This window comes from Magnetospirillum sp. (assembly GCA_027532905.1).
Lineage (GTDB): Bacteria > Pseudomonadota > Alphaproteobacteria > CACIAM-22H2 > CACIAM-22H2 > Tagaea.
Genome location: JAPZUA010000001.1, coordinates 1,167,939 through 1,194,791, shown reverse-complemented (window position 1 = coordinate 1,194,791; position 26,853 = coordinate 1,167,939). Strand labels below are relative to the sequence as shown.

The 26,853-nt window shown below is 57.8% G+C and carries 24 protein-coding genes; 16 read left to right on the top strand and 8 right to left on the bottom strand.

Features of this window, described 5'->3' with window-relative positions; translation table 11 throughout:
• Positions 1–102: 102 nt before the first annotated feature.
• Together fliG and O9320_05770 are read left to right on the top strand one after the other, a co-directional pair.
• The gene (fliG, locus tag O9320_05775; GenBank protein ID MCZ8310340.1) at positions 103–1,125 is read left to right on the top strand and encodes a flagellar motor switch protein FliG; all 1,023 of its coding nucleotides are present in this window, start codon (positions 103–105) and stop codon (positions 1,123–1,125) included.
• Positions 1,126–1,208: 83 nt separating this feature from the next.
• A complete protein-coding gene (locus O9320_05770; protein MCZ8310339.1) occupies positions 1,209–2,204 on the top strand; it encodes an NAD-dependent epimerase/dehydratase family protein in 996 nt (331 codons plus the stop codon).
• Here O9320_05770 and O9320_05765 read toward each other — a convergent pair.
• Both O9320_05765 and O9320_05760 read right to left on the bottom strand, forming a co-directional pair.
• Entirely contained in the window at positions 2,201–2,593 is a 393-nt protein-coding gene (locus O9320_05765; GenBank protein ID MCZ8310338.1) for a PRC-barrel domain-containing protein, read from the bottom strand. The two genes, O9320_05770 and O9320_05765, sit on opposite strands and share 4 nt — an antisense overlap.
• Before the next feature lie 123 nt (positions 2,594–2,716).
• A complete protein-coding gene (locus tag O9320_05760) occupies positions 2,717–3,010 on the bottom strand; it encodes a hypothetical protein (protein ID MCZ8310337.1) in 294 nt (97 codons plus the stop codon).
• A gap of 442 nt (positions 3,011–3,452) precedes the next feature.
• Here O9320_05760 and O9320_05755 point away from each other — a divergent pair, with 442 nt between their 5' ends.
• From O9320_05755 to O9320_05715, 9 genes are all read left to right on the top strand, one after another.
• On the top strand, positions 3,453–4,655 hold the full coding sequence (locus tag O9320_05755; GenBank protein MCZ8310336.1) for a pentapeptide repeat-containing protein: 1,203 nt from the start codon (positions 3,453–3,455) through the stop codon (positions 4,653–4,655).
• A 541-nt stretch (positions 4,656–5,196) separates the two neighbouring features.
• Positions 5,197–6,600 carry a tyrosine-type recombinase/integrase gene (locus O9320_05750; GenBank protein ID MCZ8310335.1) on the top strand — a complete coding sequence of 468 codons (1,404 nt, stop codon included), beginning with the start codon at positions 5,197–5,199 and terminating at the stop codon, positions 6,598–6,600.
• A 637-nt stretch (positions 6,601–7,237) separates the two neighbouring features.
• Positions 7,238–8,152 (top strand): ABC transporter permease, encoded by a 915-nt coding sequence (locus O9320_05745; GenBank protein MCZ8310334.1) that lies wholly within the window; start codon positions 7,238–7,240, stop codon positions 8,150–8,152.
• Positions 8,152–9,012 (top strand): ABC transporter permease, encoded by an 861-nt coding sequence (locus tag O9320_05740; GenBank protein ID MCZ8310333.1) that lies wholly within the window; start codon positions 8,152–8,154, stop codon positions 9,010–9,012. The genes O9320_05745 and O9320_05740 overlap by 1 nt, the downstream gene beginning before the upstream one ends.
• Positions 9,009–10,031, top strand: coding sequence for an ABC transporter ATP-binding protein (locus O9320_05735; protein MCZ8310332.1), 1,023 nt, complete (start codon positions 9,009–9,011; stop codon positions 10,029–10,031). Before O9320_05740 ends, O9320_05735 begins: the two co-directional genes overlap by 4 nt.
• Complete coding sequence (locus tag O9320_05730) at positions 10,028–10,993, top strand: ATP-binding cassette domain-containing protein (protein ID MCZ8310331.1); 966 nt, start codon at positions 10,028–10,030, stop codon at positions 10,991–10,993. Before O9320_05735 ends, O9320_05730 begins: the two co-directional genes overlap by 4 nt.
• Positions 10,994–11,042: 49 nt before the next feature.
• Complete coding sequence (locus O9320_05725) at positions 11,043–12,626, top strand: ABC transporter substrate-binding protein (GenBank protein MCZ8310330.1); 1,584 nt, start codon at positions 11,043–11,045, stop codon at positions 12,624–12,626.
• A gap of 108 nt (positions 12,627–12,734) precedes the next feature.
• Positions 12,735–14,171, top strand: coding sequence for an aldehyde dehydrogenase family protein (locus tag O9320_05720; GenBank protein ID MCZ8310329.1), 1,437 nt, complete (start codon positions 12,735–12,737; stop codon positions 14,169–14,171).
• Positions 14,172–14,235: 64 nt separating this feature from the next.
• The gene (locus O9320_05715) at positions 14,236–15,087 is read left to right on the top strand and encodes an alpha/beta hydrolase (GenBank protein MCZ8310328.1); all 852 of its coding nucleotides are present in this window, start codon (positions 14,236–14,238) and stop codon (positions 15,085–15,087) included.
• On the opposite strand, the gene O9320_05710 is transcribed toward O9320_05715, so the two are convergent.
• Positions 15,084–15,521, bottom strand: a complete 438-nt coding sequence (locus O9320_05710) for a nuclear transport factor 2 family protein (protein ID MCZ8310327.1) — start codon at positions 15,519–15,521, stop codon at positions 15,084–15,086. The two genes, O9320_05715 and O9320_05710, sit on opposite strands and share 4 nt — an antisense overlap.
• A complete protein-coding gene (locus O9320_05705; protein MCZ8310326.1) occupies positions 15,514–16,440 on the bottom strand; it encodes a LysR family transcriptional regulator in 927 nt (308 codons plus the stop codon). Before O9320_05705 ends, O9320_05710 begins: the two co-directional genes overlap by 8 nt.
• A gap of 89 nt (positions 16,441–16,529) precedes the next feature.
• Here O9320_05705 and O9320_05700 point away from each other — a divergent pair, with 89 nt between their 5' ends.
• From O9320_05700 to O9320_05690, 3 genes are read left to right on the top strand one after another with little or no spacing between them, the layout of a single operon-like run.
• Positions 16,530–18,215: an FAD-dependent monooxygenase gene (locus tag O9320_05700; protein ID MCZ8310325.1), complete on the top strand. Its 1,686-nt coding sequence runs from the start codon at positions 16,530–16,532 to the stop codon at positions 18,213–18,215.
• Positions 18,215–19,195: an NAD(P)-binding domain-containing protein gene (locus O9320_05695; protein MCZ8310324.1), complete on the top strand. Its 981-nt coding sequence runs from the start codon at positions 18,215–18,217 to the stop codon at positions 19,193–19,195. The genes O9320_05700 and O9320_05695 overlap by 1 nt, the downstream gene beginning before the upstream one ends.
• A 59-nt stretch (positions 19,196–19,254) precedes the next feature.
• Positions 19,255–20,958 carry an FAD-binding protein gene (locus O9320_05690; GenBank protein MCZ8310323.1) on the top strand — a complete coding sequence of 568 codons (1,704 nt, stop codon included), beginning with the start codon at positions 19,255–19,257 and terminating at the stop codon, positions 20,956–20,958.
• A gap of 21 nt (positions 20,959–20,979) precedes the next feature.
• Here the strand turns inward: O9320_05690 and O9320_05685 are convergent, their stop codons facing one another.
• Together O9320_05685 and O9320_05680 are read right to left on the bottom strand one after the other, a co-directional pair.
• Entirely contained in the window at positions 20,980–21,897 is a 918-nt protein-coding gene (locus O9320_05685) for an NAD-dependent epimerase/dehydratase family protein (protein MCZ8310322.1), read from the bottom strand.
• Between the two features lie 124 nt (positions 21,898–22,021).
• Positions 22,022–22,759, bottom strand: a complete 738-nt coding sequence (locus O9320_05680; GenBank protein MCZ8310321.1) for a helix-turn-helix transcriptional regulator — start codon at positions 22,757–22,759, stop codon at positions 22,022–22,024.
• A gap of 215 nt (positions 22,760–22,974) precedes the next feature.
• Between O9320_05680 and fahA the strand changes: the two genes are divergently transcribed.
• On the top strand, positions 22,975–24,252 hold the full coding sequence (fahA, locus tag O9320_05675) for a fumarylacetoacetase (protein MCZ8310320.1): 1,278 nt from the start codon (positions 22,975–22,977) through the stop codon (positions 24,250–24,252).
• 41 nt (positions 24,253–24,293) lie between these two features.
• On the opposite strand, the gene O9320_05670 is transcribed toward fahA, so the two are convergent.
• The gene (locus tag O9320_05670; protein ID MCZ8310319.1) at positions 24,294–24,830 is read right to left on the bottom strand and encodes a VOC family protein; all 537 of its coding nucleotides are present in this window, start codon (positions 24,828–24,830) and stop codon (positions 24,294–24,296) included.
• Between the two features lie 320 nt (positions 24,831–25,150).
• Between O9320_05670 and O9320_05665 the strand changes: the two genes are divergently transcribed.
• On the top strand, positions 25,151–25,519 hold the full coding sequence (locus tag O9320_05665; protein ID MCZ8310318.1) for a carboxymuconolactone decarboxylase family protein: 369 nt from the start codon (positions 25,151–25,153) through the stop codon (positions 25,517–25,519).
• Between the two features lie 343 nt (positions 25,520–25,862).
• On the opposite strand, the gene O9320_05660 is transcribed toward O9320_05665, so the two are convergent.
• On the bottom strand, positions 25,863–26,825 hold the full coding sequence (locus O9320_05660) for a helix-turn-helix transcriptional regulator (GenBank protein ID MCZ8310317.1): 963 nt from the start codon (positions 26,823–26,825) through the stop codon (positions 25,863–25,865).
• Between the last annotated feature and the right edge of the window lie 28 nt (positions 26,826–26,853).

Here is a 26,853-nt window from a genome sequence, read left to right as displayed (position 1 = left end):
AATTAGGTTGTGCGGTCGTACTGTGCTACTCTCCGAGTCGCCTGTCTCGTGTGCGCGATGTGTTTCGCGTATCGGCAGCGGGCGAGCGACGGGAGCGGTGCCATGCGTGTCCGCGACGACTATCGCACCCTCACAGGCCAAGACAAAGCCTCGATCCTGCTGCTGTCGCTCGGCGAAAACGTCGCGACCAAACTCTTTGCGCTGATGACCGACGACGAGATCAAGGAGATCTCGCAGTCGATGTCCGGTCTTGGCACGGTCAATTCTTCGATCATCGAGCGCCTGATCGTCGAGTTCGCCGACCAGATTTCGGCGACCGGCTCGCTCGTCGGCTCGTTCGATTCGACCGAACGGCTGCTCGGCAAGATTCTCGACAAGAATCGCATGGCCGGGATCATGGACGACATCCGTGGCCCTGCCGGCCGCACGATGTGGGACAAGCTCGGCAACGTCAACGAAGCGGTCCTCGCGAACTATCTCAAGAATGAATATCCGCAAACCGTGGCCGTGGTGCTGGCCAAGATCCGCTCGGACCACGCCGCGCGCGTGCTGGGCACTTTGCCCGAAGCGTTCGCGATGGAAGTCATCATGCGCATGCTGCGCATGGAGACGGTGCAGAAGGAAGTGCTCGACGACGTCGAACGCGTGCTGCGCAACGAGTTCATGTCGAACCTCGCCAAGACGAGCCGCAAAGACACGCACGAGCTGATGGCCGAAATCTTCAACTCGCTCGAGCGCCAGACCGAAGCGCGCTTTACGACAGCGCTCGAAGAGCGCAACCGCGACAGTGCCGACAAGATCAAAGCGCTCATGTTCAAGTTCGAGGATCTGGGCCGTCTCGATCCCGGCGGCGTGCAGACGCTGCTGCGCGCGGTCGACAAATCGAAACTCGCCATCGCCATGAAGGGTGCCAACGAACAGGTGCGCGACCTCTTTTTCTCGAACATGTCCGAGCGTGCCGGCAAGATGCTCAAAGAGGAAATCGAAGCGCTCGGTCCCGTGCGCGGCAAGGACGTGGCCGAAGCGCAGACCGCGATGGTCGCCGTTGCCAAAGAACTCGCCGCGAAGGACGAAATCGTTCTCTCGAAGGGCGGGGCCGGCAGCGAGGACGATCTGATCTATTGAGCGTTCGACCCCGGGCGCCTCCGCCGTCGTCGAGCGCCGTGGCGCGCGCGTCGTAGTGGCACGGCCCGGCAAAGTGCCGCAATATGACGCGCGTGGACAGCGAACTTTACGACGGCAAGACGATCCTGGTGACCGGGGCAAGCGGGCTCTACGGGCGCGCCCTTGTGCCGCACCTGCTTGCACGCGGGGCGCGCGTGCGTGCGGTTGCCTCCCGACCGCCGGCGGTGACGCTGCCGGACGGGGTCGAGCTGCGCGTGGGCGATCTCAAAAACCCGGCCTTTGCGAACGAAGCTGCCGCGGGCGCGGACGGGCTGTTCCATCTTGCTGGCAAGCGCGGATCGGTCGGCATTCAGATCGCGCAAGCCGCAACGATGCTGGCCGACAACACGCTGATCTGCTTCAACGCGCTCGAAGCCGCACGCCGGGCTGGCGTTGCGCGCATCGTCTATGTCAGCACGGTCTCGGTCTATCCGCCGCTCGACCGCTATGTCGAAGACCTGGCGTGGTCGGCAGCACCGCATCCGGCCAACCAGTATGTCGCGTGGTCCAAGCGCATGGCCGAGAAGTTGATCGAGGCTTATGGCGTGCAGTACGGCCTTGCCAACATCGCGGTGGTGCGGCCGGTCAATACGTTCGGGCCGTTCGACGATTTCGATCCCGCAACCGCACTCGTGGTGCCGGCCTTGATCGCGCGCGCGGTCGCGGGCGAAGTGCCGCTCCGTGTATGGGGCGACGGCACGGCCGTGCGCGATTTCCTCTATGTCGAGGACGCGATCGACGGGCTGCTCGCGGCCTACGAAAAGGGCCTCGGTGCTGGGCCCATCAATCTCGGCAGCGGGCACGGTTACGCGATTTCCGAGGTCGTCGAGACGATCCTGCGCCATGTCGCTGGCAGGGACGGAGGCGTGTTTTGGGACGCATCCAAGCCCGCCGGCGAAGCGCGCAAAGTGGCCGACACGGCGCGTGCGCAGGCGATCCTGGGCTTTGTGCCGAAGATCGGCCTGTCGGAAGGCATTCGCCGCACCGTCGCGTGGTATCGCGCGAACAAGGCGGCCGGCCTTGCGCGCGAGTGCCGCTAGTTCGTGTAGCTGTAACCCGGCAGCGCTTTCAGCGATTCCTTCGTGCCGCCGCGCAGAACCATGCGCGCACCGTCGACGTCGAGAGCGCTCATCGCGACGACCACGTAGTGTTTGTCGATGCCGAGGAATCCGCCGACCGACAGGATCGCGTAGGGCACGCTGTCGTTGGTCGTGACGATGAGGTCGTCGATGCTGCCGATCTGCTCGTTCGCTTCGTTGTAGACCGCACTGCCGACGACCTTCGAACTGCGATAGCCGCTGGCAAGCGTGGCCGGGTTGATCTGGGCCAAGCCGACGGTCTGTTTGGCGCCCTGCGCATGGGCAGGCACCGCGTTTGCGGCGGCCATCGCGACGGCGGCGATGGCGAGCAATTCGGCGAGGCGGTTCATGGGACTTCCTTTCAGGCGCCGGAAAGGTTGGCGCGCAAGGTGGACCTCCCGGAATTCTAGCCGCCGGTACCGCGGCCGCGAGCCTCGGAAACTACCCACGGCCCCAGTTCAATTCGGTCCGCCTCAGTTGGGAGTCGCCGTATCTTCGAAGCCGCAGCTCGTGGTCTGCAGTGTGGTGGCAACGCGGTTCGAGTTGGGTTCGAGCACGTAGTCTTTGCTCATGCGGCAGCGATAGGTCTGGGCCACACCCGTGCTGCGCGCATCGGGCACGCTGATGGCAACGCCGTCGACGACGGCAAGGCTGTCGCTCGTGAGCAATTCGGGATAGCGCGTGACGACGTAGCCGAGCGCTCCCATCGCGCACACGAACACGAGCGTGATCACAACGAGGCGCAGAATAACGGTTTTTTCGCCCATGGCGTTCCCCCTTTTGCAGCGGGAATTGGAGAAATTTTAGCGAAGAAGCAATCTTGAGTCAATGTTATCGGAATTTAGGATATTGAAAAAATTGAACTTTCCAGCCGCAGGCCGGCAGGCAATCACGTAAACCACAGAATCAGAAATACAGAAATCCCAATTCATAGCCGTCTCGAGATGCTCCGATTGCGCTGGCGCCGGACAAGCCATCGCCTCGTCCCTCGCTTGGCGCAGATCCTGCCGAGTCAGCTGGGGAGCTGCGAATAGCGCGCCCTAGTTGTTGTTCTTTTGGATAATTTTTTATTACAAACCGTTTCGATGTCTTGTCGATCCCCACATTTCTTCTACATTCATTCTGTCAGTCTCCAGTTGCAAGCGATTTGGTGATCTTCTCGGGATTGCAAAACGCGAAACGCGAAATGCGAACAGGTAGATAAAGTCAGTGGAAAAAACCGAATTTTCCGACCTCGTCAAACGGCATGGCGGCTACTTGTTCGGGCGCGACAACGGCATGCGGCTCGACGTAACTGGCGCGCAACTCGACGGATTTGAAGTCAGCGATCTCAATCTTTCCGGCGGTCTGTTTCAACGGACGTCGTTCATCAGCGCTGCGTTTCTTTCCTGCGACTTCTCGCTTGCCGATATGCGCGCAGTCGTTCTGATCGATGCCGATCTTTCCGGAAGCAGTTTGCGCAGCGCCGATCTTCGCGGCGCGCAGATGCACCAGGTTTGCTTAATGCACTGCGATTTGCGCGAGGTGAATTTTACCGGAACCCAAGACACCCCCACAGCGCTGCTGGGCGCAAATCTCGACAACGTCCGCTTTGTTCGCGGTAAAGCCAGCGGAGCCCGTCTTGCCGGATGCTCGCTGCGCGATGCGGATCTGAGCGAAGCGGAATTCGAGAATACCAATCTTGCAGGCGCCGACCTTTCGGGAGCGAAGCTCGACGGCGCCAATCTTCGCGGCGCCTATCTCAACGGCGCGCGTCTTTGCGGCGCGTCGCTGAGCGGCTGCGACCTTCGCGGCGCGCGGATTGCCGGCGCCAATACCGCCGGCGCGAAATTCGACGGAATCGTACAGGACGAGTGGAACCGGATCTTCGCACAATCCTCGGCTCTCACGACATCCGAGGTGCAGTGGATCGCAACGCAGCACGCCCAATGGCTCGAGACGGCGGGAAAAAAAGGCGAGCGCGCTGTGTTCGATAGGATGAAACTCGCCGGTGCGAAACTTCAATGGCTCGATCTGCGCGGCGCGCGTTTTGAAGAGGCGGATATCTCCGGTGCTCTTCTGCGCGGCGCGAACTTGAGATCGGCATCGTTCGTCAAAGCGCGCCTCGATGGCGCCGATTTCTCCGAAGTCGATCTCGCCGGCGCAAATCTATCGTATGCGACAATTGCCGGCACAATCATGGCGGGCGCAAGGCTTTCCGCCGCCGAGCTCATCGACGATGGCGGCAAGGTCATCGGCAAAGCGCAGGCCACAAAAGTTCTCGGTGCCGAAATGCTCGGCACCGACTTTACGCAAGCCGATCTGACAGGGGTCGATCTCTCGAGCGCCACCGTGATCGGCATAAAGATCGATGCCAAAGCGGCGAGCACCGTCGGCCAATGGGGCGACACCGTCCGCCGTCAACGCCCGTAGTGCTGCGGGCGCGATCGTTGTTGCGGCAAGCGTCCTCGCCCCGTTGCCACAACCACCCAGACAGGCTCAAATACGAAGCAGAATCGACATTCGAATGGATGAGTTTACGGGCTCAGACCAGTGAGAAAGCGAGCTTGTCCTCAATGTCGTTGGATATCTGCTTCAGAAATCCGGATGGCTAGCTGAATAGCTGAAGAACGACGCAATCGGAACCGACGCCAGAAAGGGTTTGGTCGAAGTCTAAAGCTGCTGTTTGGCCATCTGGTGCTAGCTGGGTGCTAGCTAAAAAAGATAAAGGGCCTAGCCGTTTCCAGCTAAGCCCTTGTTTTATTTGGTGGAGCCAAGCGGGATCGAACCGCTGACCTCCGCAATGCCATTGAAAAATACTATGTTTCCGGGAGGTGCCGGGAGATGCCAAGCTTTTGAAAACAATCAATACACGATATTCCGAGATACCCCTGTTTTCCAGTTCGGTGGTAGAATGGTGGTAGAATGGGATGGCCCATTGCGGCGCCGTCGGCATCATTGGGCAAGTCGAGACATGCAGGACAAGATCGAAAAGAGACATGGCAAGATCACCAAGAAATCCGTCGATGCACTCGCTATCGATGCGACACTTTGGGACGACACGCTGAAGGGCTTCGGTGTGCGCAGGACCTCAGCAGGTGCAGCCTATTTTGTGAAATATCGGGTGGGTAGCGGCCGAAGCGCGCAGCAGCGCATGGCCACGATCGGGCGGCACGGCTCACCTTGGACGCCGGACACGGCGCGTGCGCGCGCCAGCGATATGCTTCATCGCGCGCGCATGGGTGAGGATCCGTCCCGGGATACCAAAATCGGAGCCGATGAGCTTACAGTCGCCGCGCTTTGCGACTTGTATGTCAAAGATTGCGAAACCCGATTGATTCCCGGGAAGGGCCGCCCAAAGAAGCCGCGCACTTTGGAGACGGACAGGTCCAATATTGAGCGCCATATAAAGCCCTTGCTAGGTGCTCGTATCGTAACTCGGGTCGAACAAGTCGATGTCAAACGATTCCAGGACGACGTTGCCGCCGGCAAGTCCAAGAAGCGCGAAAAAACCCGGCCACGCGGTGTTGCAAACGTGCGCGGCGGCAAGGGGATCGCTGCGCGATCTACGGCGCTCCTCGCTGCGATTTTCGCGTGGGCGATCTCCCAAAAGTACATGAAGTCGAACCCCGCCAAGGGCGTGACGCTTTTCAAATCGAACGAAATAACGACTTACCTAAAATCGAATGAAACGGACCAACTTGGTAAAGCACTCCATCAGGCTGAGCGCGATTGGCTCGACTGGGAGGCTGAATGCACCGCTGCAAAAAAGGACCAACGTCCCCTGCCGCCGCGCCGAGGTGAAAATCCCGTCGCTCTATGTGCGATCTTGGTGCTTGCAATGACTGGTGCACGGAAAATGGAGATCTTGGCCTTGCGTTGGGATTGGGTCGATCTCGAACGAGGGGTGCTGCTTCTCCCAGACTCAAAAACGGGCAAAAAAACGATTCCGATTTCGCGGGAGGTCGCGGCGATCATCGATGCACAGCCGCGGTTCAACGATAACCCTTTCGTGTTTGTGGGCCATCAAGCGGGAAAACACTTTGTCGGCCTCGCACATGTCTGGGAACGGCTGCGCGCGAAGGCGGGAATACCGCATGTTCGGCTGCACGACTTACGTCACTCGTTTGCCACTAACGCCACCGGTGCTGGCGACACTCTAGTCAAAGTCGCGCGCATGCTCGGCCATGCCGATATACGGACGACTAAGAAATACGCCCATTTGCCGGACGACCCGCTACGTGCGTCCGTCGAAGCAAATTCAACCCGCATTTCGAGAGCCTTAGGTCGGGCAGCATTACCTAATGCTGAGGTAACGGCGTCAAGCTCTTCGGCCAAGGTCATCGATATCGCAACAAGGCGACCGAGTTCGGCTTGAAAGCAAGGCACTGTAGAGACTAATCAGCGGACCCCACTCCATTGATCTAATCGTCGTCACTTTCACGGTCAGTATAGCGGTTCGAATCCCCTAGGAGACGCCATCGCTTGTTAAAGCAGGTACAATTTAGAGAATTCGCCACTGAAGAGCGCCTGTCGGTAGATAAAGTACGTGCCTGTATATGCCGAAGCGCGGAATCGCAGAAAACGCCATCAAGAATGAGCAGTCTTTTGTGTGGCGACCAGAACCCAAACATACAAAGAATGTGACAGCCATATTCATAAAACTGATTTAGCAAATCACCATTATCAAGAAAGTTTACACAGAGTCGGATTGCTCCTAACCTCGCCGTCACTTGCTTACATCAAGCACAAAAACAACACGAAGACCCAACATCGGTTTCGTCGGAGGAAACATCGAAGCGTGCCGTGTCTGCACGCCCAAGCCGAAGCAAACAGTAAATCGTTTCAGAGCGCCCCGAATAGAGGCCTCATGTGACGTTCACAGAAGTCCCGCCCTCTCCGACAGCGCTATGTGATGCAGCCATTTCAGACAGGTACATTGAAGCAATGATCGACTATACGCCTGCCCTCGCCTGTGCAGCGGGTACGCGTTTTGTCGCGTATACGGTGCGGGCATGACTCGCTATCTATTGTCGCGCTTTGCCCAGGCAATTACGACGATCATTGGCATCAGCATTATCGTATTCGTGCTCGCCCGCCTGAGCGGCGATCCTGCGTCTTTGCTAATCCCACCGGATGCAACGCCTGCGGACCGAATTGCTCTCAGCCAAGCGCTCGGTCTAGACCGGCCGCTACTTGCCCAATACTGGCTCTTCCTAAAAGGTGCAGTCACGTTCGATTTCGGCACGTCCTTCCGCTTTGGCCAACCTGCAATCGAGGTCTATCTCGAACGGCTCCCGCGGACCGCTCAACTTGGATTCTTTGCGGCACTTCTAGCGGCGACCGGCGGCGTTTTGATCGGGGTCTATGGAGCTGTGCGTGCCGGCAGCCTCGTCGATAAGGCAGCAAACGTTCTTGCTATGATTGGTCAGGCCGCACCGTCATTCGCAATCGCAATATTCATGATCGCAATCTTCGCCGTGAATCTGCGATGGCTCCCGACATCGGGGATGGGACAGTGGCAGTCCTTTATCATGCCCTCCATCGCGCTCGCATGGTTCTCGTTGGCTTCCCTGACGCGAATGACTCGATCGTCGATGCTCGACGTGTTTCATGCCGAATACATCCGGCTCGCCCGTTTGAAGGGCCTGCCCGAGCACGTGATTGTATGGAAGCACGCCTTCCGCAATGCGGTGCTGCCGATCATGACGATGTTCTCGCTGCAATTGGTCTTCTTCGTAAGTGGCTCGGTAATCGTCGAAAACATTTTTGCGTGGCCCGGAATCGGACAGTTGTCGATCCAAGCAATCGAGTCGCGTGACTATCCTCTCGTACAGACGATCGTATTCATCTCTTCGTCGGGGATTGTATTGTTAAATCTGGCCGTAGACATCCTCTATGGCCTTATCGATCCCCGGATTCGGCGCTGATGGCATACGCTCTCTCCGTTCAGTCCGTTCGAGACGCGCTGCGCGGCGCTCCGGTTATTCCCATCGGGATCATTGCGACTCTGATCGTCGTTGGTTTCCTGGCGCCAGTCATCTCGCCGCACGATCCGAATACCGTCAGATTGATGAACTCGCATCTGCCGCCGGTATTTCTCGGTGGCACCTTCGAGCATATTCTCGGAACCGATGACCTTGGCCGCGACGTGCTGAGCCGTTTGATCAGTGGCGCGAGAATCTCGTTGCTTGTCGGTTTTGCCGTCGTCGTGGGTGCCGGTTCGATCGGGACATTCCTTGCTCTCCTATCAGGCTACTTTGGTGGTGTGATCGATAACTTGATATCTCGCATGTGCGAGGTCTTCATTGCCGTGCCCTTTCTCTTGGTTGCTATTGCGGTGGTCGGCGCGGTCGGTGCTAGTACGCAAAATCTAATCTTGACCCTGATCTTCATGAGCTGGGCCGGGTACGCGCGCGTCCTCCGCAGTGAGGTCCTGCGTCTGCGCGAGATGGAGTTTGTTAAGCTTGCGAAAGTGGCCGGCTGCAGCAACACGCGCATCCTCTTCCGGCACCTCCTACCGAACATCATCAATCCGTTAGTGATTTTGGCAACGCTTCAACTCGGCGCCACCATTGTCGTAGAGGCGTCGCTGAGCTTCCTTGGGCTCGGCGTACCACCCCCGCAGGCGACATGGGGGGGTATGCTTGCTTCCGGCAAGAATTTTATCGGCTTCCAGACCTCTCTTGTCGCCGTTCCAGGAATCGCAATCTTTCTCGTCGTTATGTCGATCAACATTCTCGGCGACTGGCTGCGCGTTCGACTTGACCCAAGGTTCCGTCAGCTATGACCGAGCAAGTCATGAAGGAGGCTCCACTTCTCGAGGTGAAGAACCTCACCACGACGTTCCGGACGCGAAACGGCGTGAGCAGGGCTGTCAACGGGGTATCGCTGACTGTCGAGCGCGGTCGTACGCTCGGGATCGTCGGCGAGTCGGGAAGCGGAAAGAGTGTGACGCTGATGTCGATCGTCCGACTGGTCGCAAAACCGGCTGGGAACATCGAAAGTGGAGAAATACTTTTCAACGGTAAGGATCTCCTCAAGCTTTCCGAGGACGAAATGCGCCAAATTCGCGGTGCGCAGATTTCCGTTGTCACCCAGGATCCAATGACATCGCTCAATCCGGTTTACTCGATTGGGAATCAACTCGAGGAACCGCTGCGCCAGCATCAAAATGTTCGGAATAAGGCGACACTCAAAGAGAGAGTTGTCGCTGCCCTGCGACGGGTTGGAATACCGGCTCCGGAATCACGAGTTGAAAGCTATCCCCATCAATTGAGCGGCGGTCAGCGCCAGCGGGTTGTGACCGCGATGGCGTTGGAGTGCCATCCTGCCTTGATTCTGTGTGACGAACCAACGACGGCACTCGATGTCACGATCCAGCTCCAAATTCTCAAGCTTTTGCGTGAGCTGCAGCGGGAGTTCCAACTAGGCATGATCATGGTCAGCCACGACCTCGCAGTAATCGCGCGTGTCTGCGACGACGTTGCGGTCATGTATGCTGGTCGGGTTGTCGAAAAGGCCCCGCTCGCCGAGCTCTTTGAGCGGCCGTCGCATCCGTACACGAAGGCGCTTATGCGCTCGTTGAACGTTGAAACCGACGAAAATGGTAGGCTGTTCTCGATCGACGGGCAGCCACCTGACGTGCGCAAGCTCGGACCGGGCTGTGCGTTTGCACCGCGGTGCCGCGAGGCAAGCGAAATATGTCGGCGGGAAGTGCCGCCCGATGTGGCTCTCTCCGCAAGTCATCTGAGTGCGTGTTGGGTCGTCCATGAGCGGCTGCGATCGACGAACGGAGGTGCCGCATGACAGCTACAACTTTTGGCACGGCACACGGACCCGCCGCACCCCTCATGCGACTTGAAGGCGTTACCAAGCGTTTTGGCTCTCTTACTGCGGTCGATCGAGTCTCGATCGATATCCGAGCGGGAAAAGTTCTTGGGATTGTCGGCGAATCCGGATGCGGCAAGACGACCTTGTGCCGAATGATTCTTAGAATTGAGCCGCCGACCGAAGGTGAGGTGAGTTTTCTCGGCGACGGAATCTGGGATCTGGATCGCAACGGCCTGCGCGAGTTTCGACGGGCGGTCTCGGCGGTGTTCCAGGACCCCTACAGTTCTCTAAACCCGCGACACAAGGTTGAGGAATCGGTCATGGAGCCAGTTCTTGTCAACTTCGGTCGCAGCGCAGTCGTACGCGAACGACTTGATGCGCTTTTAACATCCGTAGGGCTTCCGAAATCGGCGGCAGCGCTCTACCCGCACGAATTCAGCGGTGGACAACGCCAGCGGATCGCGATTGCGCGCGCGATCTCGACCAGCCCAAAGCTGATTCTGCTCGACGAACCCGTCTCCGCGCTCGACGTTTCAATCCGCGCGCAAGTTCTGAACTTGTTGAAGGATCTCCAAGCCAAGAGTGGCGTTGCCTACATATTCGTCGCCCACGATCTCGGTGCCGTACGCTACATGAGTGACGACGTGATCGTGATGTATCTCGGTACGATCGTCGAGGCAGCGCCAGCCAACGTGATATACGGCACGCCGAAGCATCCCTATACGCAGGGACTTTTAGAGGCCTCCCTTCCGCCCGATCCGCGCAATCCAAATCTCGAAGGCCGAATCAGCGGAGACCTGCCGAATCCGATGAATCCGCCGAGCGGCTGCCGTTTCCGGACCCGCTGCCCGTCGGCAACCGATCGATGCGCCGCCGAAGCGCCAACGCTTCGGGAGATTGCCCCCGGCCATCGCGTTGCCTGCCATTTTGCCGGATAGAGTCCACACCTGAAAACGCCAACAAAAACGCAAAAAAGGGAGAAACGAAATGTCGAATCCAGGAGATCTGATTGCCAGCCTAAATCGACGCGAACTCTTCATCGGCGCTGCGGCAGCGTCGGCGCTTGCGGTCGGAGGCTCGCTCGTGTCGAAGCGGGCCAATGCTGCACCGGCGGGAACACTTCGGATCGCTCTGACGTCACTCACGGACCAGTCCGTCGATCCGTTCTTTCAGGGCGGTGGTCTCGCGCGCCCAATCGGCTATTCACTTTACAATGCGCTTTTCCGGTTTGACGACAAGGGGCAACTCGAGTTCGATCTTGCGGAAGGCATGGATGTTTCTTCCGACCGCAAGACCGTCACCTTCACGATTCGTGGCGACGCCGTGTTCTGGGACGGCTCGCCGGTGACGGCTGAGGATGTCGCGTGGTCGTGGGAAGCGTTCAGTACGCGCAACCCGCCGCAGCCGCAGGTACCCGGCTTAAAACGACAAATTGAGTCCGTTGTAGCCACAGACGCGCGGACAGTCGTGATGAAGCTCTTCAATCCGACCCCGATGCGGACGGCGGAGTTCACAATCTGGTGGAATGTGTCCTCGAAGGCGCATTTCACGAAAGTCGGACCAGACGCGTTCCGGACCCAGCCTATGGGAACGGGGCCGTTCAAACTCGTCCGAAACCAGATCGGCGCGTTTATCGAAATGGAGGCGAACGAACGGCATTACCGGAAAGACCGAATTTCGAATGTGAAAACCGTGCGAATGAATGTTGTGCCGGAGGTGACAACCCGAATGGCGCAGCTCCGATCCGGTGAAGTCGACATTATAGATGGGATTACTGGCGTCCAGGGTATGCAGATTGCTGCTGATCCCAATCTTAAGATCTTCCGGGCGCCGGAAACGGCAATTATGAAAGTTAACTACTTCGACGTCCAGCGCGGCATCAAACCTTGGAACGACGTGCGGTTCCGAGAAGCGCTTACGATCTCCGTAAACCAAGATGAAATTGTACGCGGCTTGCTTCGTCAGGGCACGCCGAGTCCCAATGCGCATGTCTTCCCCGCGAGCAAAGGCTTCGACGCGAATTTGTTTGCGGTCCGGAAGCATGATCCGGAGCGCGCCAGGCGGTTGGTTAGGGAGGCCGGTGCGGAAGGTTTTGAGTTCGATCTGATGGCTTATCCGTCCGGTTCTTACGCAAATCTTCCAGAAATTGCACAAGCCGTGGCTGGTTACTGGGGCGGCATAGGATTGAAGCCGAAAATCGTCATGCTTGAGGCCTCGACCTACATTAGCCGCCTGGTCAACCGGCAGCTCACCGGCGCCGGAATCCAGTCGATCGCATTCGAGAATGATCTTCGGACTACCGCCGGTTGGCTCATCACCGGCGCACAATGGGGCTCAACCGATAACGTTCCGGAGCTAAATGCGATGCATGCGGCGATGCTGGCAGAGGTCGATACGGACAAGCAAATGGCCATCGCTCAGCGTATGCACAAGTTCTGCTACGACAATTTCCTATTCGGGACAGGGCCGTGGTCGAACTCGCAATGGGCGGCGACGCGGAAGGTTGCCGAATGGATACGTCCGGCGGGCGATCCATATGCCACGCGACTTGAGTCAGTAAAGCTTACGTAATGACTTGCGAAGGCCGGGTGCCCGTCAGGGGATGTCGGGCACCCGGCCGTACCGCTCAGACTGACATCCGCGATAGGGTGACGAACGACAGAAAGTGGAACGCGTCAAGTGTTGAAGAACGAGATATTCATCGAGAACGCTTTTCTCCCGGCCGGAAGTGGCGGGGAGATAAGCCACATCTATCCGGCGACTGGAGAGATTAATGGAACAGTCGTTCTTGGTGGGGCTGAAGAAATTAGGCATGCCGTCGCCGCTGCGAAACGTGCCGCGCCGCTCTGGGAATCAATTGGTCCGACCGAACGTCGGGCGCGGATCGGGAAGCTGGCTGACATCGTTGAGGCGTGGGAAGGTAAGTTTCGGACACTTGCCGCGGCGGAGGTCGGTATGCCTGCGCGTTCTTTCGCAGCTAGGCATAGATTTGCCGTCGATTGGATCCGGACTTACCAAGGCTGGGCCGATAAAATCGGCGGGGATGTTACGGCTTCGCTCGATGCCGGTCGTTTCGAGTACACGCGGTTCGAAGCATACGGCGTGATTGGAATCGTCCTTACCTGGAACTCGGCGTTGCTGTCTCTAACGATGAAGATCCCGGCTGCACTTGCGGCGGGTAACACCGTTGTCGTCAAACCATCGGAGATAACCCCATATACCCCGTTGCTATTCGCGCAAGCATGCGTCGAAGCTGGGATCCCTGCTGGTGTGGTGAACATAGTTCCTGGCGCCGTGGAGGCGGGTGAGACCCTCGTGGCACATCCGGATGTCGAGAAGATATCTTTCACCGGAGGGCTGCGAGCCGCTTCGGCGATGATGCGGACTGGGGCGCCGCTGGTGAAGCCGTTCTGCTTCGAACTCGGCGGTAAGTCGTCGCACCTCGTCTTCTCAGACGCGGATGTCCGCCTCGCAACGAAAGTCGTCTGCGCAGGCCTATCGAACGCCGGACAATCTTGTACTTTTGGTTCAAGGATCTATGTCCACGAGAGTGTCTATGCATCTTTCAGGGCGGCACTGGTCGAGCATGCAAATGGAATCGTGCTCGGCGACCCTTTCGACGAGCGGACGACGATGGGACCGGTCGTTTCGGCTGTCGCTCGTGATCGGCTTGTTGCGCTGATCAATCAGTCAACAAGCCGAAAAGAAGCGAAGTTGATTTCAGGCGGCAAGGTACCTGCTCTGTCGCACCCGTTCTCTGAAGGATTTTTCGTTGAGCCAGCGGTGTTCGAGGATGTGGACTCAAACAGCGCGCTAATACGAGAAGAGATATTTGGACCAGTTATGTCGATTGTACCGTTCGCGGACGAGGCGAATGCGGTCGCTGCGGCGAACGACACTGAGTTCGGGCTTTCTAATTACGTTCACACCGCCGATCTTCGGCGCGCAATCCGGGTTACCGCGCAGCTCAAGAGCGGAACTGTCTACGTCAACGACGCGAGCCGGACGAACCCTGGCGCGCCATTCGGAGGGTACCGACGAAGCGGCATCGGCTATGAAGGCGGCCGGGCGGGCCTCGACGAGTTTCTTAGAAGAAAGACTGTGGGTCTTGTCTGATGTCACGCATTCAAATTCCGGAGTCTGAAAGGCAGCGTGTCGCATGATTCCGAGGTTAGATCACTTGGCCGATGATGTTGTAGGCCCGATGCCCGCTAACTTGAACTTCAGAGTGGTCGGCGGGGGGCGTCCCAACCTCGTCTTTGTTCATGGCTTCGGATGCTCTCTCGACGATTGGGATGCGACGATATTCGAATTGTCGGACCGATTCGCCTGTGTTGCGGTCGATCTACCCGGCCACGGCCTGTCAAAGCCACTCGAAGAGAACTCAATCACGACGTTCGCAAAGGAAGTGAACGCGGTTGTCGATAGTCTCGGACTCAATGACGTGGTCTTTGTCGGTCATAGCTTGGGCACAAAAGTCATTCGGGAATGCTACCGGCAGTCGAAGCAAGCCGTGGCCGGCCTCGCATTCGTCGACGGGAGCATCTATGTCGGTGATCCGGAGATCCAGATCGCCGAACTCAACGGTGACCTCGCGCGCGACGGGATTCGAGGGTTCGTGAATCGGTCCTTTCAAGCAATGTTTCCCGCGAAAGTCGAGCGTAGCATTGTTGATCGTGTGGTCGAGCGGGCGAGTGGCATCGACGCGGAGCTTGGCGCGCAGATACTGATCGATTCGATACGCTGGGAGGCGGCCGTCGGAAACAGCACATGGAGCTCTGTGCGCGTTCCGATACTGCTCATCCAATCGACGCAATTCCAGGCCGGCTTCGGCAGGACATTCATGACCCCAACAACAGAGACGCCGCTGATGCGCAAACTCTCCAGTCTGTCGACCGCTGTTGACATAAAGGTGATGTCCGATACCGGGCATTTCCCGATGATTGAGAGTCCTGAAACTGTCGCAAACTATCTCGCCGACTTTGCTCGCTCAGCAGTTCAGGCAGCGCGTACAGGACCTTCGCAACGCTAGGGTTTTCGACGGACTTTGTCCGGCTTGAAGATAGGCCAGTACGGAAAGAAACGGCGGGCGGAAAACTTCCATGAGCCAGATATCTTCAGGAACTCGTCTATATAGTGCCCGCAGAACGGATCACTACCGAAGGACTGCATGACGCATGTGCCGGATGCACGATCTTCCGATACGGACAGAATTTCGTTCATGACGACGGGGATCCGCCGCCCGGGTGCCATTTTGCTGAGATATGCGCGCAGCGCCGACTTTCCTATCGCGATCGCCGGATTCTCCCCTTCAGCGCGATTATTCTCAAAGACACAGTCTTCGGTAAACAGATCTACTACGAGATCCCGCTCGCCGCGCGTCGTATACCAACAATACGCCGAGCGCAGCTCGCTAATTGCGATCCGAGCTTCGATTTCGTCGAGCCGCTTGGCTACATCATTCATTTTTCTTCTCCGGGACGGGGGATGTTTCGCTTTTCGGAACGAGCGTCTCGCGAAGGAATCTTCGCAGCCATTGATTGGCCGGGTCATTGTTTACGCGTCGGTGCCAGAAAATACGAATTTGCGCTTTCGGAATACTCAAGGGGTGCGCCATGACTTGGACGTCGGTCCGCGAGCGGACCGAGCGGAGGGGTACTGTTGCGACCAAGCGGGTGGTGCGCACTACCTCGATGGCGATATGATATTGCGTTACAATCAATGCGATGTCACGGGTCAGTCGCTTCTTCGAAAGTGTCCGCTCGACGAGCGCTTCTGCGTTTCCCGAAGCGATCGCGACGTGTTTTGCCGCTGCAAATTGCTGTGCGCTGATCGATCCTCTCAAAACGGGGTGTTTTGCGGAGGCCACGCAGCAGTAGGAATCGTCGAACAGCGGCTCTTGATAGATTCCGGCCCGAAGCGAGGATAAATGGCTGATCGCGATGTCGGCCGAACCGCTTTGGAGCGATTCGACGACCTGTTCTCGCGGGATCTGAACCGCCTCAATCGTTATGCCTGGCGCGCTCAACGACAGCGCGCGCATCAGGGTTGGCAGGACAACAATCTGGCCGGCGTCGGACATCAGTATTCGGAAACGACGTATGACCCGTTGCGGATTGAACTCACGCGGGCCCCCGAATGCGCGCTCGAAATGAACAAGGGCTTCGTGTACCGCGCCGGCCATCTCGAGCGCCAGCGCCGTCGGTTCCATACCCGAGGGGGTCCGCACGAACAATGGGTCGTCGAAGACTCGACGCAACCGCGAGAGCGCGTTGCTCATTGCAGGCTGAGTCAAGCCGATCTTCGATGCCGCTCGGGACACGTTGCGTTCGGCATCGACGGCCGCGAACACGCGCATAAGATTAAGATCGACGCCATTCAGCATATGAATATTCCAGGTTTCAAAATTCAATTCGACATTAATACGGACGTTGACTTAGTTAGTCAATGCGGCAAGCGAACATGGGAGGGGAAATGACACAGGCCAACAGCCGACAGCCCGATTCGGCAAAATCGATCCACGTCCCCGTTTTGATTGTCGGCGCTGGTCCAGTTGGTCTCGGCATGGCGATCGAGCTCGGCTCCAGGAACATCAAGACGCTTGTGATCGACGAGGGCGGCGGCGATGTCGCGCATCCCCGCACCGGACTGATCATTGTCCGGACGATGGAGCTTGCGCGCAAGTGGGGGATTGCGAACCGAATCCGCAATGCCGGTTTCCCTCCGGACTACGAGCTATCCATGGTTTTCTGCACCTCACTCAACGGCCATCTTATTGCCAAAGAGCCGTATCCAAGCATGCGGGCAGCGCCGACGCCGCCAGAAACGCCGGAAAAGAAGCAACGGTGCCCGCAATCGTGGATGCAGCCAATCCTCGCGGATGCAGCGCGCGATTACGCGTGTAATGACTTGCGATACGGCCATCGCTTCAATCGCTTTGTTCAACACGACAGCTCGGTCGTTGGATACGTGACAGACCTAGCTACAGGCGACGAGCTCGAGGTTCATGCCGACTATCTTCTTGCCTGCGATGGCGCCGGAAGCAGTATTCGAACTGCTCTGGGCATTGAGATGCAGGGTCGGCTTCTCAGTTATTCGATTAACATTCTGATTACCGCTCCTGGCCTTACGAAGAAGCACCGGATGGGAGAGGCGGAGCGCTATATTTTCACAGATGCTGAAGGGACTTGGGGCAACATGACGGTCGTGGATGGCGACGCGGTTTGGCGCATCACCGTCCTAGGGTCCCAAGAGAAAATGAACTTGGATACTTTCGACGCTGACTACTGGGTGCGTCGCGCGCTTGGGGCAAATGATATCCCATACAGAGTGGATTCGGTTATTCCGTGGCGCCGGAGTGAGTTGCTTGCTGAGCGCTTCCTCGATCGCCGCGTAATCCTTGTCGGTGACGCTGCTCATACGACGTCGCCGACCGGTGGAATGGGCATGAATACCGGGATGCAAGAGGTTTTCGATCTCGGTTGGAAGCTTGATGCCGTGCTGAAAGGATGGGCGGGCTCCGAGCTGCTCGCAAGTTACGAAGCCGAGCGACGTCCGATCGCTGCGCGCAATCTCCGTTTCTCGACATCCAACTACAATGCTTGGCGCGATGTTCCCGATACCCGTGCGATCGCTGACGACACCGACGAAGGTCGGCGTCTTCGTGAAAGCGTTGGAGGACGACTGCGGGAGTCGACCCGTGTCGAGTGGGAGTCGCTCGGCCTGCAGATCGGTCATCGTTACGAAGGCTCCCCGATCTGCATTCCTGACGGAACGCCGCCGGTTCCTGACGACTTCCGAGTCTATGTGCCGACAGCACGCCCTGGCTCCCGAGCACCCCATGCATGGCTTGCGGACGGACGGTCGATGCTTGATCTTTTCGGGGCGAAATTTGTCCTTCTCGCCTTCTCGAATAAGTCGGACACGGAGTTGCTTGCGGCTGCCTTTGCGCGCCGCGGAGTTCCGTTCGTTGTCGAGCGGATCACGGATTCCAGCATCGCTGATCTTTACGAGATGCCGCTCGTCCTCGTCCGGCCCGACGGTCATGTAGCCTGGCGCGGCACGACCATCGATAATCCTGAGCATATTGTGGAGGTGGTGCGGGGTGCAGGTGCTGCGTACAGAGCTTCTGGTGAAACACCCCAGAAGGTTGCGTCGTAGTGTCCGGCGCGCGGCCGGTCGTTGGATTCATTGGGATCGGCGTCATGGGCGCGCCCATGACGATGAGTCTGCTTCGCGCCGGGTACAGGATCATCGTAAGCGACCTTCGTGCTGACGCCGCTTCAGAGCAGATTGCCGCAGGGGCGCAATGGGCAAACACCGCGGCTGAAACAGCGGCGCGGAGCGACGTGGTATTCACTTGTCTTCCAAGCCTTGAGGCGATTGAGACGGCGACGGTTGGCCCCAGCGGCATTCTCGAAGGCATGCGCGAGGGTGGTGCTTGCTTCGAAACCTCTACGAACTCGATTGGCTTGCTCAAGAAGCTGAATGAGGCGTTCCTGAAAAAGGGCTGCCACTTGCTTGATGCCCCAATCAGCGGCGGCGCTCTCGGTGCAAAGCGCGGGAGAATGGCATTTTGGGTTGGCGGTAATCGGGCAGTTTTCAGCAGGTTCAAGCCAGTTCTCAAGGCAATGGGCGACAAGCCAACGTATGTTGGCGCTATTGGTGCCGGCTTAGTAACAAAGCTTGTTCACAACAGCGCCAGTCAGGCCATGCAGGCGGCTCTTGCCGAGGTGTTTGTGCTCGGGGTCAAGGCAGGCGCAGAGCCGCTCGCGCTGTGGAAAGCAATTCGTCAAGGGTCGATCGGCCGACGACGGACGTTTGACGGCCTTGCAGACGAATTCCTGCCGGCGAACTTTGATCCGCCGCATGCTTCACTGGAAATCGTTGAGAAAGATCTGAAGCTCGCGACCGAACTCGGTCGTGAACTGCGCGTACCTATGCGGATCGCCAATCTCGCGCTTGCCGATATCCTCGAGGCGATGAACCGCGGTTGGGGTGGTAGAGATGCTCGCTCCGTTATGCTCCTTCCTCAAGAGCGGGCCGGGGTATCGATCAAGGTAGATCCAGAGCTCGTTCGGGATGTCTTCGTCGAAGACCCGCCGGCACCGAGCGACGCTAAACATGGCGACGGCGCCTGAACCAGAAATCCAAGCCGATCACCGGATATCCGGCGATGGACCGGACAAGGAACTTAAAAATGACAGCATCAAGCACCAACTGGGACCACGAGACAGACCTGCTGGTATTCGGAAGCGGTGCTGCCGGATTGTCTGCGGGCATCTTCGCTCGCAAGCAGCAACTCCGCGTGCTTATCTGCGAAAAAATGTCGGTTATTGGTGGAACGACGGCGACGTCTGGTGGGTTCGCGTGGGTGCCGAATACTTACCAAGCGAAGGCAGCGGGTGCGCAGGATTCTGTAGAGAACGCGCGAATATACCTACGCAACGAGCTTGGAAACTACTACCGCTCTGATCTTGTCGAGGCGTTCCTAGAGGCTGGCCCAAAAGCGATCGCGGAGCTACAGCGCGACACCGAAGTCGTCTACGACTACGTGAAATGGCCCGACTACCACGCAGAGACGGAGGGTGGTGTTCTCGAAGGGCGGACACTTGAGCCGCGACGTTTCGACGGGCGGAAACTCGGACAGGATTTCGAACTTCTTCGTCCGCCGATCCATCGCCTTATGCTTCTGGGTGGGATGTCGATCGACAAGCGCAAAGTTGATAATTTCCTCAATCCGTTCCGGTCAATTAGTGGCTTCGCGACTGTGGTTTCTACGGTGGCGCGATTTGCGATGGATCGCCTCAGATACTCACGCGGTACGGACATAGGCGCCGGTAACGCCCTCGTCGCTCGGATGCTCCTTACGCTGCGAAATATGAAAGCAGACATTTGGGTCCGATCGCCACTCATCGAGCTGATTGTCGAAGATTCAAAGGTGATCGGTGCCGTCGTGGATCAAGACGGTACGAAACGTCGCATTCGCGCGTTGCGTGGCGTTTTTCTTGGGACCGGTGGGTTCCCTCACAACGCCGAAATGCGGCGCGAGCTAGGTCCCAATCATCCGCACGACCATTCGGTTGGCTGGATCGGGAATGTCGGCCAAGGCATCAATGCGGCACGAAAGATCGGTGCCGTGATCGACGACAACGTGGTTGGTTCCGGCCTGTGGCAGCCATCGTCTGTCCTAAAGCATCCGGATGGCAGCGAAGAAACGATCCTCTATGGCTATCTAGATCGAGGGAAGCCTGGCCTGATTGCGGTCGATGCAACCGGGAAGCGGTTCGTAAATGAGTCTTCAACTTACCACGATATCGGTGCTGCGATGTTCAAGAACGGAGTTGCTGACGGCAACCGGTTCTACTTCATCTGTGATCGTAAGTTCGTCTGGCGCTGGGGGCTGGGCATGATTCGGCCTTATCGACCGTCGCTTCGCCCTTACGAAGGGAGCGGCTATATCGTCGTCGGTTCAAGCATCGAGGAGCTTGCCGCAAAGATCGCCGTCGATCCGAACGGATTGACTGAATCGGTTAGAAAAAATAACGAATATGCACGCACGGGACTCGATCCTGACTTCAGGCGCGGGACCACGCCTTTCGGGTTTAAGATGCTCGGCGATCCATCAGTAAAACCCAACCCAAATCTCGGTCCGATCTGCAATCCGCCCTATGTGGCGCTCCGGATTTATCCTTCAACGCTGGGCACCGCGATAGGTTTGAAGGCGACGGCGGACAGCCAGGTCGTAGGGTCCGATGATCACCCGATCGAGGGACTCTACGCTTCCGGGCAGGACATCTCGCCGGTTATGCGCGGTTTCTACCCGGGGGGCGGCATCAACATCGGAGCTGCGATTGTTTTCGCCTATACTGCTGTACGGCATATGGCTGGGAAACGTGCCTGACGAGTTGCCAAAGCGTGGATCTCAGGTCCCCGATGGTCGCTTGCGTACTTCGTCGATCATCTGCGGAATACGTTGCCGATACGGCATGAATTGGAAGCCAAACTCACTTACGAAGCGGCTGTTATCGAACAGGTAGGCTGTCGATTGTGCCTCACCGCCTGTCTCGTTTCGGAAGGCGATCTCGGCATCAGGGATTTCGCTTCGGACCATTTCTGCAATATCGCCGATGCTGAGCGTTTCGCCACCGGAATTGTAGATCGTGTGCTTCGGTGCGCGCGCGAGCGCGATCAGCACGAAGACTTCGGCCGCATCGTCGGCGTGGATGACACAACGCATCTGGTCGCGAAATTCGAACTCCGCTTTCTGTCCTAGCGCCGGTTTCACGATACACTCGACGTGATCGACGGAACCGATAAGCTTATCGACGCCGGCGACATGGGCCGCCCGTACGCCCGCGATGCACATTCCGTGTTTCTCGCGATATTCCTTCGCTTGCCACTCGTTGAAGACCTTGTGGACGGAGTATTGGCGGATGGGGAATGGTGCGTCGTCTTCGGTAATCTTTCGCCTGCCGTAAGGCGCCTGACGCCCGTGAATCGCGATAGAACTCGAATAGACAACGCGCTCGACGCCGCACACGCGTGCCGCTTCAAAGCAGTTGTCCATACCGAGGACATTAACCTTCATGGCGGGCCGTGGAAACGTCTCGCGCATGTAGCTTAGATTGATGACGGCTTCGGGCCGGTGGTCGGCGAATGCGCTTACGACGTCCTCGAACTGGGCGAGGTCAATGCGGACGGACCGCACCTGGCTTCCGAGATCGTCGAAATGTCGTGTCGAATCGATATCGAGGGAAACGACTTCGTGCCCTTTAGCAGCAAGCGAGCGGACGACACGTCGACCAATGAAACCGGCGCCGCCAATTACACAATAGACCATAAGAAGCTCCTAAACGGATCGGACAAGCGATTGCCCGAGGTTTCGCCGTCCGATCAGGGATCGAAATTATAGGCGAGGCTTGCCCTGACAAGTCGCCTCCGGATGCGACACGGCAGACTAGACGCTAGTTGGCCCGCCCGCGCAGGAGTAGATTGAACAATTCGTTCTGCGTGCCGACCCGTAGTTTAGCGAAGGCGCGCCGTCGGTACGTGATCACTGAGTGGACCGAGATGCCCATATTGAGTGAGATCGCTTCGTTGAAATAGCCCTCGAGAATCTGGCTGCACACAGCGATCTCCTGCCGCGAAAGGGGCTGACTGCACGCGACGGACTCGAGACGGCTTCCCCAATCGGCGACAGGTGGTTCGCGGCAGAGATCGATATGTCGTTCAACGGCGGCTGCAACGGCGCCGGCGGACCGATTCAAGAAATCCCACTGTCGATCAGAGAACTCGCCCGCATCGTCGCCTCGGAAGAATCCGATTGCGATGGCGTCAGCCGGTCGGCGGATGACGATGGCGGTCTTGCTCGCTATGCGCTGCGACACATAGAGGTTCTGGCGGAAATACGTGTCGGAAATCGTTCGGGCCTCAACATGATGGACGCGCAACTGCCGCTCGCGTTGCGCTTGAAGGTAACAGCGGAGGGGATCCCTCGTATGGAGGCTTGTCGAATAGTCACGAATGGCGCGGTGCATCGCATCTTCGCCATCCCGACTCGCTGCGAACAGCAGTTCGATTTTCCCGATCGGGTCGAATCGGTATGCCACCATCTGCCGCAGGTTCAGTGCTCGACTAACGCCGTCAAAAAGCTGTGCTGAGAATCGGGGTTTGCCGATTTCCAGAATGATGTTCTCGATCACAGCGCAGCCCCCCACCCCGTTAATTATTGATATCATCAGATTTTTTCGGGGCTGATTCAACGCCGATTTGGCCCGAAGAAGGCTGAAGAAGGCTAATTTTTGTGTCCCCTCCCAAGGGGACTTGGATGTCGCGAAGCTTGGCAGTAGGTGTGGTAATGGCGAAAGCTACAACCCGCAATTTGGCCATGCCGACTTCCTGAAAGGCGTGGCATTGGATGATCGCTGCCGACATGAAGAGCTGGCTTGAAAATGCGAATGCCCCGGACTGCGAATTTCCGCTTCGGAACCTACCTTATGGTGTCTTCAGCCCGGCAGGCGAAGCCCCACGCTGCGGGGTGGCCATCGGTGAAAGCGTCCTCGATCTGTCGGTACTCGAGAGCGAAGGATGGTTCGGCCGCGATTGGACGTCGGTGTTCGCGGCATCCGCGCTGAACGGGTTCATGGCGCGGGGGCGTGGTAAGTGGCGTCAGGTCCGTGAACGCCTGACCGACCTACTGATCGACGGCGGCGATCCGCGCCTGAGCGGTAGCCGCTCCTTGTGTTCCAGGGCTCTTCGACCGCTGTCCGAAGTCGTGCAGCATCTGCCGATCAAGGTATCCGGATTCACGGATTTCTACGCCGGCAAGAACCACGCTGTGAATGTGGGCACGCTTTTCCGAGGGCCCGAATACGCGCTACCGCCGAACTGGCTCAGCATCCCGATCGGCTACAACGGACGCGCCTCGACGGTTGTCGTCGACGGCACACCGATCAGGCGACCGTTGGGTCAGATGAAGCCTGCGGACGCCGATCTGCCGGTGTTCGGTCCGTGCCGCCGTCTGGATTTCGAGCTGGAGATGGGCGCGGTCATTGGCTTGCCGTCGGAAATGGGGACACCGCTCTCCGTCGCACAGGCCGACGAATTGGTGTTTGGCTATGTGCTCCTGAACGACTGGTCTGCGCGGGACATCCAAGCTTGGGAGTATCAGCCGCTTGGCCCGTTCCAATCGAAAGTCTTCGCAACGACGATCAGTCCCTGGATCGTCACGACAGCCGCTCTGGAACCGTTCCGGACTCCGACGCCGCCGCGCGAGCGTCCCCTACTGCCGTATCTTAATGAGCCCGGTCCGATGCTCTACGACATCGATCTCGAGGTTCAATTGACGCCGACCGGCGCGCACGCGCCGACCACGGTAAGTCGGACCAATTACCGAGAGATGTACTATTCGTCTGCGCAGCAGATCGCGCATCATGCGGTCGGCGGCTGCAAGATGGAGACTGGCGACCTGATCGGTTCAGGCACGATCTCGGGGCCGACGGATGGAAGTCAGGGCTCCCTGCTGGAGCTGACCCACGGCGGCAAACGACCGATACGGCTGGACGAGGGAGCGAGCCGCACGTTCATCGAAGACGGCGATGTCGTGACGCTGCGGGGATACGCACGCGGGCAAGACCATCGGATCGGCTTCGGCGCCTGCAGCGGGCGTATCTTGCCATCGCCCACGTTCGGTTGACGGGTCGATCCAGCTTTCATTCGGAATCCCGCGTCGCAGGGTCAGGCGTCGGGCATTTCGTGCATCCATCGAGCGTGTTTCGGTGCGCGCCGGGTTTTGCTCCACTCTTCGAGCATCTCCCACTTTACAGCATCCAGACGCTGGTACATGTCAGGCGTGCCGCAATCCACCGCAAGTTCAAGTCGATGGCCGTTCGGGTCAAAGAAGTAGATGCTCTTGAAGATCGTGTGGTTCGTCGGTCCCACGACCTCGATGCCGTCGGCCTCGAGCCGCGCCTTCGCCGCGAGAAGCGTTTCCATCGTGTCGACCTTCAGCGCGAGATGCTGCACCCAGGACGGCGTGTTGCGGTCTCGATCCATCGGCGGCTGCCCGACGATCTCAAAAAACGCAAGAACATTCCCGTCTCCGGCATCAAGGAAGACGTGTATGTAAGGGTTTGGCGCCTTTGTTGAAGGCACTTCATCCTCGGCAATTGCGAGGATGAATTCCATGTCGAGATATTTTCGGTACCAGTTCACCGTCTCCTTCGCATCCTTACAGCGATAGGCGACATGGTGGACTTTCTTGACAAGTGACATGGCGCGTCTCCGATCCCGTGGCAGGGATCCTCTATAGCTGATTCGATGTCCACTTTTGTAACGTTGAGATGGAGGCTCAATTAGTCTCGCACCTCAAGAACTTCAGACAGGTTAGACTAAGCAGGCGGTCGTCGGGAACCAAGTCACCTGCCGAAGGGACGTGGCATCGACAGAAGGGAATGCCAAACTCCCTGTGCCTTCGGCGTTTTCATTCTCAGAGCGGTCGGGAGGTTTGATTCGTATTGACTTGAGTGCCGCTAGTGCCCGGACGATCGCGATGTGCTTCGTCCTTAAGTGGGATAGGTCTCATTGAGGCAAAGATGACAAACTCTACGAAGAATCCTGAGCAACCAGTATCGTCGATATCTGATCTACCGCCCACGCGCGCGCAGCAACTATACGGCGACATCGCGCCAAAAATGGTCGAATTGACTGATGGCATACTGTTCGGTGATATTTGGGAGCGGTCCCAGCTCTCCAAGCGTGATCGCAGCTTGGTGACAATCAGCGCGCTTGTTGCGGCATATCGTCCGGAGCAGCTCCGGTCCCATCTCGCAATAGCAAAACAGAACGGACTCACGGAAGAGGAACTTGTCGAAGCCATTACGCACCTAGCGTTCTATGCTGGCTGGCCATGCGCCGTAATGGCGATGTCAGTTGCCAAGGATGTCTTCTTGAAAAAAGTATAAGGAAGATCGATCTCGAGAGACATTAGAGATAGAAAATCTAAGAATTTCAGATAATTACAGGAAATTTCCACTTGTTCCTGTCTCGCTCAAAAAGTTCCCCTATACATCGACTATGGCACGCTATTCGTTAATCGACGTGCCGTGTGCCGAACGACTTTAGGGGACATCCATTGCTCGTCGCCAATAGTGCCCAGTTTCACCCGCTATGGCACGCCAGCGCGGATGAATGTGAGAACTTTAATTCCCACTTAAAACGGATTTAAGTTTTAGGCGGTATCATTTCAAGCTGATCGCCTTATTCAGCCTGGCTCAAGAAATCCCGGTCAGATCAAAATTACGTCAATTACTTCTTTTTCTTGGGGACGTCGGGTTCGCTGTCGTTTGCGAGCAGGCGCCGGAGATACTCGGCGGCTGCCTGACCTTTGAGAGCTCGGCGCCACATTTCGTCGATCGATTTTTCGTGGAGATTGACCGCATCCGGCGCGGACGTAATCGTTGCGACGCCGACCCGAACGTTTGGCTCGCTGCCGAGCCTGAACGGGCTCAGCACTAGCAACTTCCGGTCTGGTTGTCGAAAAAGCTGAAAACCCGTGAACGGCAGCGTATCCGTTACGATACCTACTTGGATCCCGATCGGGTGCTGATCGATCAGGGATGCAAAATGCTGTATCTCGGTCCGTGCGAGTTGCTTTCTTTTTCGGATTTCTGCATCCGCAAGCCCAGCGCGCCCGATGAAACCGTGATCCAGAAAGCGCTCGATCTCAAGGGCCGACATCATGTTGACGATCGTCGGCCGCCGTCGCCGATAGAGTTCTTTGCGCTGGCGCAGTATTTCGATGATCTGCTTGATATCGCTCAGCGCTTGGGCTTGGTTTTCGATCGTGCTGCTGATGTTTTCGGTCAGCACGTCTTGCAGAGTCGGTAAGAAATTTTCGGACCCGAGCAAAAACGAGATAGGGCCGGATAGCACGACGATATGCTCTGCCGTCTCTTCGATCTGGCGAAGCCGTTCGAAGTAGCCGACAGCGGAGGGGATGTATTCGATGCCGACGCCGAGCAGGGTAGGGATCGATACGCCGAGCAGCTCGGCCAGCCTTTCCAGCGTCTCGATCTTGGCCAATTCGCCTTTCTCGAAACGGTAAAGAGCCGTCCGCGAGATGCCAAGTTGCTTGGCGATCTCGTCGGCGCTCAAGCCTGAGCCCATGCGGTAGGCTTTGAGACGGTTCCCAATGTCGTCATAACGAAGTGTCATCTGTTTGCCGCGCTGCCCAATCGTTGCAAAACACACGGCTCGCTTCGCCGCCATAAGCCGTTCAAAAGAAAACGAAACCAAG

Excerpts from the sequence above, each read along its gene's own strand:
- fliG (MCZ8310340.1), top strand. The coding sequence starts at position 103 with ATGCGTGTCCGCGACGACTATCGCACCCTCACAGGCCAAGACAAAGCC.
- O9320_05770 (MCZ8310339.1), top strand. The coding sequence starts at position 1,209 with ATGACGCGCGTGGACAGCGAACTTTACGACGGCAAGACGATCCTGGTG.
- O9320_05765 (MCZ8310338.1), bottom strand. The coding sequence starts at position 2,593 with ATGAACCGCCTCGCCGAATTGCTCGCCATCGCCGCCGTCGCGATGGCC.
- O9320_05760 (MCZ8310337.1), bottom strand. The coding sequence starts at position 3,010 with ATGGGCGAAAAAACCGTTATTCTGCGCCTCGTTGTGATCACGCTCGTG.
- O9320_05750 (MCZ8310335.1), top strand. The coding sequence starts at position 5,197 with ATGCAGGACAAGATCGAAAAGAGACATGGCAAGATCACCAAGAAATCC.
- O9320_05745 (MCZ8310334.1), top strand. The coding sequence starts at position 7,238 with ATGACTCGCTATCTATTGTCGCGCTTTGCCCAGGCAATTACGACGATC.
- O9320_05740 (MCZ8310333.1), top strand. The coding sequence starts at position 8,152 with ATGGCATACGCTCTCTCCGTTCAGTCCGTTCGAGACGCGCTGCGCGGC.
- O9320_05735 (MCZ8310332.1), top strand. The coding sequence starts at position 9,009 with ATGACCGAGCAAGTCATGAAGGAGGCTCCACTTCTCGAGGTGAAGAAC.
- O9320_05730 (MCZ8310331.1), top strand. The coding sequence starts at position 10,028 with ATGACAGCTACAACTTTTGGCACGGCACACGGACCCGCCGCACCCCTC.
- O9320_05725 (MCZ8310330.1), top strand. The coding sequence starts at position 11,043 with ATGTCGAATCCAGGAGATCTGATTGCCAGCCTAAATCGACGCGAACTC.
- O9320_05710 (MCZ8310327.1), bottom strand. The coding sequence starts at position 15,521 with ATGAATGATGTAGCCAAGCGGCTCGACGAAATCGAAGCTCGGATCGCA.
- O9320_05705 (MCZ8310326.1), bottom strand. The coding sequence starts at position 16,440 with ATGCTGAATGGCGTCGATCTTAATCTTATGCGCGTGTTCGCGGCCGTC.
- O9320_05700 (MCZ8310325.1), top strand. The coding sequence starts at position 16,530 with ATGACACAGGCCAACAGCCGACAGCCCGATTCGGCAAAATCGATCCAC.
- O9320_05690 (MCZ8310323.1), top strand. The coding sequence starts at position 19,255 with ATGACAGCATCAAGCACCAACTGGGACCACGAGACAGACCTGCTGGTA.
- O9320_05685 (MCZ8310322.1), bottom strand. The coding sequence starts at position 21,897 with ATGGTCTATTGTGTAATTGGCGGCGCCGGTTTCATTGGTCGACGTGTC.
- fahA (MCZ8310320.1), top strand. The coding sequence starts at position 22,975 with ATGATCGCTGCCGACATGAAGAGCTGGCTTGAAAATGCGAATGCCCCG.
- O9320_05670 (MCZ8310319.1), bottom strand. The coding sequence starts at position 24,830 with ATGTCACTTGTCAAGAAAGTCCACCATGTCGCCTATCGCTGTAAGGAT.
- O9320_05665 (MCZ8310318.1), top strand. The coding sequence starts at position 25,151 with ATGACAAACTCTACGAAGAATCCTGAGCAACCAGTATCGTCGATATCT.
- O9320_05660 (MCZ8310317.1), bottom strand. The coding sequence starts at position 26,825 with ATGGCGGCGAAGCGAGCCGTGTGTTTTGCAACGATTGGGCAGCGCGGC.